General features: G+C 68.5%; 17 protein-coding genes. 5 read left to right on the top strand and 12 right to left on the bottom strand.

Features of this window, described 5'->3' with window-relative positions:
• Positions 1-48 precede the first annotated feature (48 nt).
• The 3 genes from ACQ7HM_RS14905 to ACQ7HM_RS14895 all read left to right on the top strand — a co-directional run bounded on the left by ACQ7HM_RS14905 (position 49) and on the right by ACQ7HM_RS14895 (position 2,514).
• On the top strand, positions 49-957 hold the full coding sequence (locus ACQ7HM_RS14905) for a hydroxymethylglutaryl-CoA lyase (protein WP_434217038.1): 909 nt from the start codon (positions 49-51) through the stop codon (positions 955-957).
• Positions 958-961: 4 nt separating this feature from the next.
• Positions 962-1,468, top strand: coding sequence for a metallophosphoesterase family protein (locus ACQ7HM_RS14900; RefSeq protein WP_434217037.1), 507 nt, complete (start codon positions 962-964; stop codon positions 1,466-1,468).
• Between the two features lie 74 nt (positions 1,469-1,542).
• Positions 1,543-2,514 carry a homocysteine S-methyltransferase family protein gene (locus ACQ7HM_RS14895; protein ID WP_434217036.1) on the top strand — a complete coding sequence of 324 codons (972 nt, stop codon included), beginning with the start codon at positions 1,543-1,545 and terminating at the stop codon, positions 2,512-2,514.
• An 89-nt stretch (positions 2,515-2,603) separates the two neighbouring features.
• Here the strand turns inward: ACQ7HM_RS14895 and ACQ7HM_RS14890 are convergent, their stop codons facing one another.
• The gene (locus ACQ7HM_RS14890) at positions 2,604-3,281 is read right to left on the bottom strand and encodes a hypothetical protein (RefSeq protein ID WP_434217035.1); all 678 of its coding nucleotides are present in this window, start codon (positions 3,279-3,281) and stop codon (positions 2,604-2,606) included.
• Positions 3,282-3,457: 176 nt separating this feature from the next.
• Entirely contained in the window at positions 3,458-4,189 is a 732-nt protein-coding gene (locus ACQ7HM_RS14885) for a hypothetical protein (protein WP_434217034.1), read from the bottom strand.
• 187 nt (positions 4,190-4,376) lie between these two features.
• Here ACQ7HM_RS14885 and ACQ7HM_RS14880 point away from each other — a divergent pair, with 187 nt between their 5' ends.
• Entirely contained in the window at positions 4,377-5,339 is a 963-nt protein-coding gene (locus tag ACQ7HM_RS14880; RefSeq protein ID WP_434217033.1) for an SDR family NAD(P)-dependent oxidoreductase, read from the top strand.
• Positions 5,340-5,345: 6 nt separating this feature from the next.
• On the opposite strand, the gene ACQ7HM_RS14875 is transcribed toward ACQ7HM_RS14880, so the two are convergent.
• From ACQ7HM_RS14875 to ACQ7HM_RS14855, 5 genes are all read right to left on the bottom strand, one after another.
• Positions 5,346-5,759, bottom strand: a complete 414-nt coding sequence (locus ACQ7HM_RS14875) for a DUF6992 family protein (RefSeq protein ID WP_434217032.1) — start codon at positions 5,757-5,759, stop codon at positions 5,346-5,348.
• Between the two features lie 7 nt (positions 5,760-5,766).
• Positions 5,767-7,047 (bottom strand): MFS transporter, encoded by a 1,281-nt coding sequence (locus ACQ7HM_RS14870; RefSeq protein WP_434217031.1) that lies wholly within the window; start codon positions 7,045-7,047, stop codon positions 5,767-5,769.
• Entirely contained in the window at positions 7,044-7,343 is a 300-nt protein-coding gene (locus ACQ7HM_RS14865) for an MGMT family protein (RefSeq protein ID WP_434217030.1), read from the bottom strand. Before ACQ7HM_RS14865 ends, ACQ7HM_RS14870 begins: the two co-directional genes overlap by 4 nt.
• A gap of 78 nt (positions 7,344-7,421) precedes the next feature.
• Entirely contained in the window at positions 7,422-7,859 is a 438-nt protein-coding gene (locus ACQ7HM_RS14860) for a VOC family protein (protein ID WP_434217029.1), read from the bottom strand.
• A gap of 45 nt (positions 7,860-7,904) precedes the next feature.
• Positions 7,905-8,447 (bottom strand): putative immunity protein, encoded by a 543-nt coding sequence (locus ACQ7HM_RS14855; RefSeq protein WP_434217028.1) that lies wholly within the window; start codon positions 8,445-8,447, stop codon positions 7,905-7,907.
• Positions 8,448-8,516: 69 nt separating this feature from the next.
• Here ACQ7HM_RS14855 and ACQ7HM_RS14850 point away from each other — a divergent pair, with 69 nt between their 5' ends.
• The gene (locus ACQ7HM_RS14850; protein ID WP_434217027.1) at positions 8,517-9,014 is read left to right on the top strand and encodes a hypothetical protein; all 498 of its coding nucleotides are present in this window, start codon (positions 8,517-8,519) and stop codon (positions 9,012-9,014) included.
• On the opposite strand, the gene ACQ7HM_RS14845 is transcribed toward ACQ7HM_RS14850, so the two are convergent.
• The 5 genes from ACQ7HM_RS14845 to ACQ7HM_RS14825 all read right to left on the bottom strand — a co-directional run bounded on the left by ACQ7HM_RS14845 (position 8,979) and on the right by ACQ7HM_RS14825 (position 13,261).
• Entirely contained in the window at positions 8,979-9,638 is a 660-nt protein-coding gene (locus ACQ7HM_RS14845; protein WP_434217026.1) for a class I SAM-dependent DNA methyltransferase, read from the bottom strand. The genes ACQ7HM_RS14850 and ACQ7HM_RS14845 overlap by 36 nt on opposite strands.
• A 67-nt stretch (positions 9,639-9,705) precedes the next feature.
• Positions 9,706-9,876 (bottom strand): hypothetical protein, encoded by a 171-nt coding sequence (locus ACQ7HM_RS14840; protein WP_434217025.1) that lies wholly within the window; start codon positions 9,874-9,876, stop codon positions 9,706-9,708.
• A gap of 14 nt (positions 9,877-9,890) precedes the next feature.
• Positions 9,891-10,970 carry a redox-regulated ATPase YchF gene (gene ychF / locus ACQ7HM_RS14835; RefSeq protein WP_434217024.1) on the bottom strand — a complete coding sequence of 360 codons (1,080 nt, stop codon included), beginning with the start codon at positions 10,968-10,970 and terminating at the stop codon, positions 9,891-9,893.
• A gap of 56 nt (positions 10,971-11,026) precedes the next feature.
• The gene (locus ACQ7HM_RS14830; protein ID WP_434217023.1) at positions 11,027-12,271 is read right to left on the bottom strand and encodes an AI-2E family transporter; all 1,245 of its coding nucleotides are present in this window, start codon (positions 12,269-12,271) and stop codon (positions 11,027-11,029) included.
• 21 nt (positions 12,272-12,292) lie between these two features.
• Positions 12,293-13,261: a TIGR03557 family F420-dependent LLM class oxidoreductase gene (locus ACQ7HM_RS14825; RefSeq protein WP_434217022.1), complete on the bottom strand. Its 969-nt coding sequence runs from the start codon at positions 13,259-13,261 to the stop codon at positions 12,293-12,295.
• Positions 13,262-13,264: the final 3 nt, after the last annotated feature.

Below are 13,264 nucleotides of genomic sequence, written 5' to 3'. Positions count from 1 at the left end.
TTCGACCGCAGCCTTGTATGCAAAAGCACGAAGGGCGATGATGGACCAATGGCAACTGCAACGGGCACCGTCGCGCACGTGGTGGAGGTGGGTCCGCGGGACGGGCTCCAGAACGAACGCAAGGCACTGTCGGTGGACACGCGCGTCGAGTTCATCCGGCGCGCGGTGTCCGCGGGGCTCACACGCATCGAAACGGTCAGCTTCGTCAACCCCGCGCGCGTACCGCAGATGGCGGGCGCCGAAGAGGTCATGGCGGCACTCCCCCGGCTCGACGACGTGAACTACATCGGCCTGGTCCTCAACGAGCGTGGACTCGACAGAGCCCTCGCCGCCGGCGTCGACGAGGTCAACGTGGTGGTCGTGTGCTCCGACGAGTTCAGCCTCCGCAACCAGGGTTGCGACGTCGCCGAGGGCCTCGCGCGATGGGAGCGCATCGCCGAGAGGTCGCGCGCGGCAGGCGTGTTCACCACCGCGACACTGGCCGTGTCGTTCGGCTGCCCGTTCAGCGGCGAGGTCCCCGCCGCACGCGTCATCGAGATCATGGACCGCGTGGCGCAGTCGGGCCCGGACGAGATCGCGATCGCCGACACCATCGGGGTGGGCGTGCCGGCACAGGTCCGTGAACTCGGCGCCGGGCTCACCCGCGTCGCGCCGGGAGTCGCCCATCGCTGGCACTTCCACAACACACGCAACACCGGATACGCGAACGCCCTCACAGCTCTCGACCTCGGTGACTGCGCCCTCGACTCGAGCATCGGCGGATTCGGTGGGTGCCCGTTCGCCCCCGCCGCCACCGGCAACATCGCCACCGAGGACCTGCGGTATCAACTCGAACGATCCGGTGTCGCAACGGGAATCGACGGAACAAAGGTCGTCGATGCCGCCACCTGGATCAGTGCTGAACTGGACTCGCCGGTGACAGCGCTGCTCGGTCGCGCCGGGCCGTTCCCCGGTTGACCGGGTGAGTTCCGAACCCCTCGCCCTGCTGCTCGTCGCCGACACCCATCTGCCCAGACGCGCGACGCGGTTGCCGACCGAGGTGCTCGACGCCATCGACCGCGCCGACGTGGTGTTCCACGCCGGGGACTGGGTCGACGAGGCCACTCTCGACCTGTTCGAGGCCCGCGCCGCACGCCTCGTCGCGTGCTGGGGCAACAACGACGGTCCCGGTCTGCGTGCCCGGATACCCGAACGAGCCGATGTGACGCTCGGGGGCCTCCGTTTCACGGTGGTGCACGAGACCGGCGCCGCGACGGGCCGTGAGAAACGCATGGCCGCGGCCTACCCCGACACCGACGTCCTCGTGTTCGGGCACAGCCACATCCCGTGGGACACCCACGCCGACAACGGTCTCCGATTACTGAACCCGGGGTCACCCACCGACCGCCGCCGCCAACCACACCGCACCTTCATGACCGCGACCGTGGCCGACGGTGTACTGCACGACGTGCACCTGCACGAACTCTGAGATCGGCGCGGAACGACCCACCGCCACCCCCGGTGTGCGAGAGTCGAGTCCATCGGAATCGACGAAGGGGCACCATGGCCACGCCGTTCCCCGACCCCGCCCCCGGACTGACGTACTTGACCGAGGGCGGTCCGGAGACCGAGATCATGTACGAGCACGGCTTCGATCTACCGCATTTCGTCATGTTCGGTCTGCTCGACGACCACCGCGCGGTGGTCGTGCTCCGCGGCATGTACGAGCGATACCTCGACGTCGCGGCACGCCACGGATTCGGCGTGTTGATGGCCGGCGTCGACTACCGGGCGAGCCCGGATTGGGCGGCGCGGCTGGGCTTCTCGTCGGCAGAGCTGGCCGACCTCCAACTACGGGGGATCGAGTTCCTGCGCGAGGTCGCCGAACCACGCCGAGCCGAGGTGCCCGCGCTCTACTACGCAGGTGTGGTCGGTCCGCGTCTCGACGCCTACGACCCGGATCGGCAGATCACCGCCGAGGAGTCGCAGACGTACCACGCCGAGCAGATCACGACCCTGGCCCGAGCCGAGGTCGACCTCGTGCAGACGCTGACGCTGAGCTCGGTCCCCGAGGCGGTCGGGGTGTGCCGTGCGGCAGCAGATGCGGGCCTGCCGATCTCGGTGTCGTTCACCCTCGACAACACCACGCACCGTCTGTCGTCGGGACCGTCGTTGCGCGAGGCCGTCGAGAGCGTCGACGCCGAGACCGGCCCCGACCGACCGGCCTTCTACGGGGTCAACTGCTCACACCCGCTCGAGTTCATCCCCGCCATCGAACCCGGCGAATGGTTCCACCGAGTGCGCAGCCTTCGGCCCAACGCGGCCCTGCTCGACAAGATCGAACTGAGTTCGCTGGGGCACCTCGAACGAGGAGACCCCACTCGGCTCGGTGAGTTGATGGGTGAACTGGCGCAGCATTATCCGCACATCGACATCTGGGGCGGCTGCTGTGGCACCTGGGACACCCACCTCGACGAGATCGCCCGCAGGGTCGGGCCGGCGCGTGAGGTGGGCGTCCGAGGTCAGCATCACTGAACGACGATTCGCAGCTGTCACTCCCGAATCGCCACGCACTGTCACTCCTGAATTGCCACGCGCTGTCACTCCTGAATTGCCACGCGCTGTCACTCCTGAATCGCTCCGCGCTTGGCGTTGGTCAGCCGCACCGAGTAGGTGTTGCCCGAACCCGCCAGCGCCGCGTTCACGATCGGCGTGAGTGCGCCGCAGTCGGCGAAGGTCGGGATGGTGACCGGCCCCGACAAAGTCGTGTCGATGCTCGGAGCATCGGTCAACAGGTTCGCGGCGTTGATGGTGCCGGTGAGTGCCACAGTGACCGGTGCCGTGGTGCATGTGGCGGAGGTGGGCACCATGCCGAAGCCGGCGGAGCCGCTCCCGACCCCGGGCATGGTCATGCCACTCACGCGGATCGCGAACGACTGGGTCGCCGCGAGCGTGTAGTTCGCCGAACCCTCCGAGGCCTGGGTCGACGTCCCGGTGATCGCGGAGGGGTTGACGAGGGAGAACGTGTACTGCATGCCCCCGACCGTCGCGGTGGCGGCGGGTGGCGCAAACGTGCCGTCGAACTGCGCCACGTTGGTGTTGGCTGCCACCGTCGAGGTCGGGAAGGCGACCGGCTGGTGGCCGGGGCCGACGGTCAGCGTCGCCGCTCCGTCGAACGTGTAGGGCGCCGAGGGGATCTCGGGCAGATCGTAGGCCGCGGCACCACCCGCGGCCACCGTCGTCAGGGCCGCCGCCACCGCAGCGGCTGCTGCCCACGCGGAGAATTCTCGTGTCGTCGTCATGTCGTGTCCCCTCGTCAGCGGTGCCCCCGTGGCGCCGTCACCGTTTCGACGGTAACGATCACACCGGTCGCGAGCGGCGGGTTTTGGCGAAACGGGCTGTCGATCTGCTTTTCCGCCGCGTCGGCACCGGCGGGCGTGTACCCACCGGTGCCGGCGCGGATTCCGCGACCGGGGACTCAGCCGGCGAGACGGGCGCGCAGTGCCGCCGATGCCGCGCCGGTCGAGTACCGCGGGTTCGTCACGTGGACGTCGAGGGTGTTGTTCGGGCCCGAGATGATGGCGTTGAGCACCCCCGTGAACAGCCCGCAGTTGGCGAACGGCGGAATGGTGTACGTGCCGCGGATGTGCGCGTCGGCCTGCGGGACCTCGGCCAACAGCCGTGCGGCATCGATGGATCCGGCCAGCGTCGCCGTGGTCGGCGGGGTCACGCAGCTGCCGTTCGACGGGACGAGGTTGAGATCCACCGAACCGCTGTCGATGTTGAGCGGCTGCACCGAGTCGATGCGGATCTGGAAGGTCTGCGAGGCCTTGAGTTCCAGCGTCTGACGGCCGTCGGCCGACGTACCCGGGGTGGTCGTGCCGGTCACCTGCGACGGATTGATGATGGAGATCTTGAAGTTTGCCAGCGTCAGCGGCAGGGGTCCGAGGTTGAGGGTGGCCGCGGCCTGCGGGAGCTTCAGCGTTCCCTCGAGGATCTGGGTGTCGGTGCGCGCGGCGAGCGTGGTGCGCGGGAAGTTCACCGGCTGTTGGGTTTTCGAGATCACCGTCGTCGTGTCGGCGTCGAAGTCGATACCGATGCTGTTCGAGGGGTCGAGCGCGGCGTGGGCCTGCGTGGCCGCGACCGCGGTGAACGCGGCCACGGAGAGCACGGATGCGACAGCGGTGGTCAGACGCTTGCTGAGGTTCATGTCGGGGACTTTCGGATGTCGGGTCGGCGTCATCGTCGGCGCCGAATGCCCGGGAAAACTAGCAACAGAGCGCATCGCCACTTGAGTATCGACACCTTTATTTCCGTTAACTACAGTCACGGTCTGCCCGCTTTGGTGCTTTTCACAGTTCGGGCCCCGCGCGACGCAGCCGCTATCGTCGGGAGACATGAACCCCGTGACCCGCGCCGTCGACACCGTTCTCGACCTCACCGTCGTGCCGGGGTACTCCCGTATCGGTTCGGCTGTGCGGCGACGCTTCTGGGCACCCGACCCGACACCGTTCGCCGCGCCGACCGACATCGTGGTGACCGGCGGCTCGTCGGGACTGGGTGCCGCGACCGCGATCGGACTCGCCCGTCTCGGCGCACGAGTCCACCTCGTGGGACGCAGCACCGCAAGGCTCGACGCCTCCGCCCGGACCATCCGCGCGGAGGTTCCCGGCGCCGACCTGGTGGTCCGTGAGTGCGATATCAGCGATCTCGACGCCGCGCGGCGCCTGGCCGTCGACCTGACCACCGATCTCACCGCCCTGCACGCGATCGTGCACTGCGCCGGCGTGATGCCGCCACAGCGCACCGAATCGGCTCAGGGGCACGAGGCCGCTCTCGCGACACACGTCCTCGGACCCGTCGCACTCACCGTCGGCGTCCGCCCCCTGATGGGGCCCGGATCACGGGTCGTGTTCGTCTCCAGCGGCGGGATGTATGCGGTTCCGTTGCGCTCGAGCGACTTCGAGTACACCGAAGGCCAGTACTCCGGGCTGACGGCATACGCGCGCACGAAGCGGATGCAGGTGGTGATCGCCGAGGAACTCGGTGCACGTCTCGCCGACTCCCACGGTCCGGTGGTGCACAGCATGCACCCGGGGTGGGCCGACACCCCCGGGGTCACCGACTCGATCCCGGCCTTCGGACGGGTGATGAAGCCGATCCTGCGCACGGCCGCCGACGGCGCCGACACCATCGTGTGGTTGGCCGCGGCGACCGAGGCCGCGCAGACCACCGGGCGGTTCTGGCAGGACCGCGCACCCCGACCCACGCACTACCCGCCGTGGCGCACCGACTCCGCGCAGACCCGAGAAGCATTGTGGCGGTTCGTCGTCGGGGCCACCGACATCGGTCTCGAGTAGCGGTTCCTATCGATCGAGCGCCTGCGCATGGGTGAGATCGAGGACGAACAGCGCCGCGCCCTGCACGATCACCGCCGCACCGTGTCCGCGCGCCTGCTCGGCGCTGATGCGGCCACCGAAGCTCGGGGTGTGGGCGACGAGGTGTGCACCTCCGGCGACATAGCCGACGTCGAGTCCGGTGTTGACGAGCAACAATCTCCGCAGCTTCGGTGACGTCGGCGGCGTCGTAGACCGCGTCGAGATCGCGGCGATGGCCACGTCGATCGCACCCCACATCGCGTTCTGCAGACCGAACGCCCGCGACCTCGGATTCGGCCCGGCCACCGCGAGCGCACCTCCCGCCACCGTCGACACCCCGCCCCACACGGCGAGCCTGCGGGCGAGACGTCGGGAGACCTCCGGGGCGCGATCGATGCTCATCGCTCCATCATGCCGCGCGGTTCGGCGGCGTGATCGCTATCGACGCCCGCAGTTCGGCGGTGCCGATCCCGCGAGCGAGTGCGGCGAGCAGCACTGCGCACCCCGCCCCGGAGAGCACGAATGCCGCGCCGAACAGGGCGGTGTACCCGAACAGGTCGCCCACGACGCCGGCGGCGAACCCCGCAGCGCCCTGGGAGAACACGACCGCGCACGCCAGGAGGGTGTAGTCGCTGCCCGCGTACTCACGCTGACAGGCGTCCATCATGAGCGCGAACACGATCACCGTGGCGGCACCGCCGAGGACGTGTTCGGCGACGCTCGCCGTCACGAGCAGCGGCAGTCCGCCGACGTCGAACGACGCGACGACGTAGAGCAGGAGTGCGACGGTCTGCGCGGTGCCCGCGACGGCGAGGGCGTGTGTGCGACCACGCCGGAAGGCGTACCACCCACCGAGCGCCGCGCCGAGCAGCGCCGACACCGACGACAACGCACCCTCGATGAGGGCGATCTGCGACAGCGTGAGACCGGCGTCGGACAGGAACGGGCCGACCAGAGCGGATCCCATCGAGTTGCCGAACTTGTAGGCGGCGACGAGGAGGATGACCGCGATCATCCCGGGGCGGCGCAGGCGTGCGATCCACGCGACCGACATCGCCGCGGCGCGGGGTCGGGTCTCGGGTGCGCCGGCATCGTCGGCGGTCTCGGTCTGCGCGCGCAGGAACCACACCGGGATAATGGACAGCACCAACAGTGCGGCCATCGCGACGAACAGCACGCGCCACCCTACGAGGGAGAACAGCCACAGCAGCGCTCCTCCCCCGACGATCATCCCGATCCGGTAGGCGCCGACCTGGATGGCGTTGCCGAGGCCGCGTTCCCGCGGACCGAGCAGCCGTACCGCGAGACCGTCGGTGACGATGTCCTGCGTCGCGGAGATGGCGTTGACCACCGCGATGCCGATGAAGAGCCACGTCAGCGTCGTCGACAGGTTCAGGCACGCGAGGATCAGAGCGACTGCGGCGGAGGCGGATTGGAGGCCGAGCAGCCACCGCCGCCGTGACCCGTACCGATCGACGTACGGCGCCCACAGGAACTTCAGCGCCCACGGTGCGAACAAGATCCCGGTCGCACTGATGGTGACGAGCGAGTACCCGGACCTGCGCAGCACCACCGGCAGCGCCTGCGTGAAGAACCCGAACGGCAGGCCCTGCGCGAAATAGAGCGTGGTCAGCAGGACCAGCGCACCGGCGGTGAGCGACCGCGCGCCGGCTGCGGGGGTGACCGTCACGTCGGCCACCACCGCGCGGCCTCGATGTCGACGATCCCGCGTCGCAGCGGCGTCCCCTCGGTGTGCCAGTGTTCCTGGGCGTCGATCATGAGATGCGGCGGCAGAGTGCCGTTCGCGCGCACCACCCGCCACCAGGTCACCGCCTCGCCGTCGCGGGCCATCACCCCTCCCACGCCCCGTGGACCGCCGCGCTGCAGGTGTTCGGCGATGGCCCCGTAGGTCATCACCCGCCCGGGCGGGATCGAGTCGACGACATCGAGCACCGCCATGGTGAAGTCGTCGCGGTCAACGCTCACGTGCCGTGGATCCATACGATCACGGTCCGAGACTATCGACCGCGGGCCGTGTCCGGTCGGTCTGGCGGTCGGAGTGCGTCAGCTGCCGCCGAGTTCTTCGGCGAGCATGACGATGATGCCGCTGGGGCCTCGCAGGTAGGAGAGTCTGTAGATGTCGCGGTAGGTGGCGATGCCGCGCAGGGGGTGGCAACCGTGGGTCGCGGCGGCGGCCACCGCGGCGTCGATGTCGTCGACGGAGAACGCGACGCGGTGCATGCCGATCTCGTTGGGGAGCGTGGGGCTGGTCGGGATCGCGTCGGGGTGGATGTACTCGAAGAGCTCGATACGTCCGTTGCCGTCCGGCGTCTGCAGCATCGCGATCCTGGCGTGATTGCCGTCGAGGCCGACGGCGGTGTCGGTCCATTCGCCGCTGACGGTGTCGCGTCCGATGACCTCGAGCCCGAGGTCGGTGAAGAACGCGATCGTCGCTTCCAGGTCGTCGACGGCGATACCGACGTTCTCGAGTCTGATGGGCATGCGCTCGACGCTAGCGAAAGATGAACGGCCGCAGACGGTGGCCGGTCACGTCGATGCCGAACCGATGCGCCCCTGGATCTCGCGGATCGTGTCGCCGAGGATGCCGCGCGTCATCAAGCCGGGCCCCAGCGGTCCACCGGATTCGGTGCTCACCGGCGGCAGCTGACGCAGTATCGCCTGCTCGCTCAGGGTGCACTGTGCCACCTGCCAGGCGATCTCGTCGGCGACCGACTCGGTGACACCGGGGTTCGCGAGCGACACCGCCTTCACTGCGTAGGCCGCGGCACCGAGCGCGTGAGCACCCATGTGGGCGACCCCCGACGCCTGGGCCACCGACCGAGCGGCTGCGGCACCGGCGGGGGTCGTCGCGGCGCCCGCCGCGCGCACCGCGATCATCCGCTTCCCGATCTCGACCGCCGCGCAGCTCTCCCCCGCATGGAAGGCACGCGTTCGGACGAGGGCGTCGTGGATCGCGTCCGCCGCGTCGGGCTCGGCGTCGAACAGCGGGAGTACCCGCTCGGCGCAGGCCGCTGCCCAGCGTGCGATCGCTCGGCGGTCGGCGTCGTCGAGGGTCTGCGTCGAGGTCACTCGTCATGCGTAGCAGTTCATCCCGAACCGCGGGAAGTACTGCTACGGATCTGTGTCAGGGTGGGGCGCATGAACGCCGATCGGATCGAGACCGGTGCACGTCGCCTTCGACGGGCGTCGTGGTGGGTCTTCGTGGTCGTCGCGCTGGCCGCGGGGCAGGTGTCGTGGCTGAGCCTCGCGAACGGGCGGACGGTCACCTACAACGGCTCGTATGTCCCGCTCGAGGGTGTGGAGATGTCGAAGGCCTACTCCACCTCGCTCGAGATCAGCTACGCGGTGCGCGGGGGTATCGAGTGGACAGGGATCGTGACCGCCTGCGCGGCAGCACTTGTGGTCGTCGCGGCGATCGTGCAGGCCGCCTACGCGAGACGGCGACCGATGGTGGCCGTCCTCACGGTGCTCGCGTCACCCGTCGCGATCCTCGCCGTGGCCGCCGCCGTCAACGGCATCGGCGGCATCACCTTCCGCCTGTCGGTGGCCGTGGTGATCGTCCTCGCCGCGGTCGCCGTGCACGAAATCGCGTCGATGCGGTCAGGTGCTCCTGACGGTGGTCGCGCCGGCCGATGATCCGTCCCGACGTGCAAGGACGAAACCCTGGGAGTGGGAATCGCCCGGGCGAGCCTCGCGCTCGACGACGGTGATCGGGCGCAGCCCGACCGCGCGCAGACGTTCGGCGACATCGTCGGCGCGGTGCAGGTGGGCAGCCATCGTAACGTCGTGCCCGTACGCACCGGTGATGACACAAGGGCCGTCCCCGGCCTGAAACGCGACCAGCAGAACACCTCCGGGTCGGAGCACTCGTGCGAATTCTCCGACGACCGGATCGAGCTGATCGGGCGCGGTGTGGATCACCGAATACCAGGCGAGGATCCCGTCCCGGCTGTCGTCGGGGTGGGGAAGATCGGCCAGGTCAGCGCGCAGGATGCGGCGTGACGGGTGCGCGCGTCGCGCATGGTCGACCATGCGCGACGACAGGTCCACACCGTCGATGTCCAGCCGCTCGTCCAGCGACTGTAGGTGGGTGATCATGCGACCACCGCCGCACCCGGCGTCGAGAACCTCGACGCCCGGCAGCATCTGGACAAAATCCTTGATCAGCGCGAGGTCACTGTCGGCCTCGAACGATGTGTCGGCGACCATCTCGACGTAGGAGTCCGCCACCGCGTCGTACGCCTCTCTGATGTCGGTCACCACACGACCGACATCGGTGGCAACCGGTGTCGCTGAACGACACGAACTGCTACAAGAGTGCTCACTGTCAGGACGAGAACAGCGTCAGGTCGTCCTCGGAGAAGTAGTTCTGCGTGACGGCATCGACGCGGACCAGGTAGCGGCCCCGGCCGCTGTCGATGTGGACGACGGTGCCGACGTTGCCGGTCATCACGTCGCCCGTGATCTGCACCGTGTCACCGATCGCGAATGCTGCCACGTTGATCTCCGGTGTCAGACGTTGAAACGGAACTCGACGACGTCGCCGTCGTGCATGACGTAGTCCTTGCCCTCCATGCGGACCTTGCCCGCGGCCTTGGCGGCGGCCATGGTGCCCGCGGCGTCGAGGTCGTCGAACGACACGATCTCGGCCTTGATGAAGCCCTTCTCGAAGTCGGTGTGGATGACCCCGGCGGCCTTCGGGGCGGTGTCGCCCTTGTGGATGGTCCACGCGCGCGACTCTTTCGGGCCCGCGGTGAGGTAGGTCTGCAGGCCAAGGGTGTGGAACCCGGCGCGGGCCAGCGAATGCAGCCCGGGCTCGGTCTGACCGATCGAGTCGAGCAGCTCCTGGGCGTCGTCGGCGTCGAGCTCGAGCAGCTCGCTCTCGACCTTCGCGTCGAGGAACACCGCGTCGGCGGGGGCGACCGCGGCGCGCAGCTCCTCCTTCTTCGCGTCGTCGGTGAGCACCGACTCGTCGGCGTTGAAGACGTAGAGGAACGGCTTGGTGGTCATCAGGTGCAGATCACGCAGCGACGAGAGATCGATCGAATCCTGCTGCGAAAACAGCGTCTTGCCGCTGTCGAGCAGCTCCTGCGCCTTCTGCGCGGCGGCCAACGAGTCGGCCAGACTCTTGTCCTTGCGGGCGTCCTTCTCCAGGCGCGGGATGGCCTTCTCGAGGGTCTGCATGTCGGCGAGGATCAGCTCGGTCTCGATGACCTCGATGTCGGCTAGCGGATCGACGCGGCCGTCGACGTGCACGACATCGTCGTCGGCGAACACACGGACCACCTGGCAGATGGCCTCGGCCTCGCGGATGTTGGCGAGGAACTGGTTGCCCATGCCCTCACCCTCCGACGCACCCTTCACGATGCCGGCGATGTCGACGAACGACACCGTCGCGGGCAGGATCTTCTCGCTGGAGTGGATCTCGGCGAGGCGACCCAGACGGGAATCGGGCAGTTCGACCATCCCGACGTTCGGCTCGATGGTGGCGAACGGGTAGTTCGCGGCCAGCACATCGTTGCGGGTCAGGGCATTGAACAGGGTTGACTTGCCGACGTTGGGCAGTCCGACGATTCCAAGGGTGAGGCTCACGAGGGTCCAGTCTAGTTTTCGCCGGTCATCCGGCAGACACCCGTGGGCGTCGGCGGCTACTCCGTGCGGTCGTCGGCCGGCTTTTCTGCACTGTCGACGGGGTTGTCTGCCCGGTCGACGGTGGTACCTGCCCGGTCGGCGGGGTCGGGGGCAGCGGCGTCGACGACGGCGGGGTCGTCGGCGAGGACCTTCACCTCGTCGGGGTCGGTCTCCCCCGTGCGCAACGACACCTGCTCGCCGTAGTACCGGATGATCACCGCGCCCGAGGCGGCGACGGGAACCGCCAAGAACGCGCCGATGACGCCGAACAGGGTGCTGCCCAACGTGACCGACAGCAACACGATGACGGCGTGGAGGTTCATCGACTTCGACTGCAGCCACGGTGACAGCACGTTGCCCTCGAGTTGCTGCACGGCGAGGATGATCGCCAACACGATCAACGCGGTGACGACCCCGTTGGAGACCAGCGCGATGAGCACCGCCAGGCCGCCGGCGACGAACGCCCCCACGATGGGTACGAAACCGGCGATGAAGGTGATCACCGCCAACGCGTACGCCAGTGGCACCCCGAGGATCACCAGCCCCAGCCCGATGAAGAACGCGTCGACCAGACTCACGAGCGCCTGCGTGCGGATGAAGCCACCCAGGGTCTTCCACACCCGGGTGAGCATCTCCGCGAGGTGCGGCGCAGCGGGATTGCCGACCGAACGCCGCAGCCACGGCAGGAACCGCGGACCGTCCTTGAGAAGGAAGAAGATGACCACCAGCATCGTGAAAACGGTCACCAGAGCTGAGGTGACCGCGCCGACGCCGGTGAACAGCCCCGATGCGATCTGCTCGCTGCTCGACTGCAGACGGTCGGTGAGAGCGCTGACCGCGGTGTTCAGTTGGTCGTCACTGATCCGCAGCGGCGGGCCCTGCAGCCAGTCCTGTACCTGCACCACACCCGCCGAGGCGCGGTCGCCCAACTCGGTGGTCTGCTCGACGATGGACGGTGCGATCGCGGCGATGACGCCGGCGATCACGAGCGCGGATGCCAGCAACACGAGGAGCACCGCCCCGGCGGGCGGGACGCCCTTGGAGCGCAACCACCGCACCGGCGGCCACAGCACGGTGCACGCGATGACCGCCAGCACCACCGGCAGAAGGATCACCCACAACTCGCCGATCGACCATCCGATCAGCCACAGTGCTGCAGCGACCGCGACGATCTGCACCCCCACCACGGCGGCGGAGCGGAGGTGTCGCGCGTACACCGATCCCCGAGTCGGACGAGCCCCTACCTCTGCGCCATGCGGCATGGGTCAATCGTCACATACCGCTCAGTTCGCCACCGATCGGATCTTCTCGATGAGGTCGGACTCGCAGACGGCGAGGAAGGCGTCGACATCGGGCCCGGCGTTGAGCAGGGTCAGATGGTCGAAACCGGCGTCGGCGAACTCCTTCGCCGACGCGACGTGGGCGTCGACGTCCGGTCCACAGGACATCGCATCGGCGACGTCGGACGGTCGCACCAGCGAGGTGGCCGCCTCGAAGTTGATCGGGTTGGGCAACTCCGACTGCACCTTCCAGCCCGTGAGACCGAACCGGAACTTCTCGTGCGCCGACGCCACGGCGGTGTCGACGTCGTCGGCCCACGACATCGGGACCTCGGTGTAGCGGGCCCCGGTTCCGCCGGCGTCGCGGTAGGCGGCGATCAGGTCGGCATCGGGTTCGGTGGTGAACAACCCGTCACCGGAACGACCGGCGATCTCGGCGGCGTTCGTCCCGCCGGCGGCCACCACGATCTCGGGCAACTCGTCGGGGAGATCGAAGACGCGGGCGTCGTCGAGGGTGATATGGGTGCCCTGATAGGTGTGATACCCGCCCGACCACAGCAGACGGATCACCTCGATCGCCTCGCGCAGCATCTCGTGGCGGATGTGCGCCGAGGGCCAGGTGGCCCCGGTGACGTGTTCGTTGAGACGTTCACCCGACCCGAGCCCGAGGGTGAACCGACCGTCGGACAACAGGGCCGTGGTCGCCGCGGCCTGCGCGATGATCGCCGGGTGGTACCGGATGAACGGACAGGTGACACCGGTTGCGAGACCGAGGGTCTCGGTCTGTACGGCGATCGCCGCGAGCATCGACCAGGCGAACCCGGAGTGCTTGTGGCTGTAGAGCCACGGGTGATAGTGGTCGCTGATCTCGACGAAGTCGAAACCCGCGCGCTCGGCGGCCACGGCCTGACGGACGATCTCCTTCGGATCGAACGTCTCGGCCATCAACTTGAACCCGATCCGGGTGGCCACGGG

The organism is Williamsia sp. MIQD14, assembly GCF_051025635.1.
Classification (GTDB): domain Bacteria; phylum Actinomycetota; class Actinomycetes; order Mycobacteriales; family Mycobacteriaceae; genus Williamsia_A.
This window is presented reverse-complemented; position numbering and strand designations above follow the sequence as displayed.

Coding starts and splice junctions, on each gene's coding strand:
- ACQ7HM_RS14885 (WP_434217034.1), bottom strand. CDS start 4,189: ATGAACCTCAGCAAGCGTCTGACCACCGCTGTCGCATCCGTGCTCTCC.
- ACQ7HM_RS14890 (WP_434217035.1), bottom strand. CDS start 3,281: ATGACGACGACACGAGAATTCTCCGCGTGGGCAGCAGCCGCTGCGGTG.
- ACQ7HM_RS14875 (WP_434217032.1), bottom strand. CDS start 5,759: ATGAGCATCGATCGCGCCCCGGAGGTCTCCCGACGTCTCGCCCGCAGG.
- ACQ7HM_RS14895 (WP_434217036.1), top strand. CDS start 1,543: ATGGCCACGCCGTTCCCCGACCCCGCCCCCGGACTGACGTACTTGACC.
- ACQ7HM_RS14880 (WP_434217033.1), top strand. CDS start 4,377: ATGAACCCCGTGACCCGCGCCGTCGACACCGTTCTCGACCTCACCGTC.
- ACQ7HM_RS14830 (WP_434217023.1), bottom strand. CDS start 12,271: ATGCCGCATGGCGCAGAGGTAGGGGCTCGTCCGACTCGGGGATCGGTG.
- ACQ7HM_RS14850 (WP_434217027.1), top strand. CDS start 8,517: ATGAACGCCGATCGGATCGAGACCGGTGCACGTCGCCTTCGACGGGCG.
- ACQ7HM_RS14905 (WP_434217038.1), top strand. CDS start 49: ATGGCAACTGCAACGGGCACCGTCGCGCACGTGGTGGAGGTGGGTCCG.
- ACQ7HM_RS14860 (WP_434217029.1), bottom strand. CDS start 7,859: ATGCCCATCAGACTCGAGAACGTCGGTATCGCCGTCGACGACCTGGAA.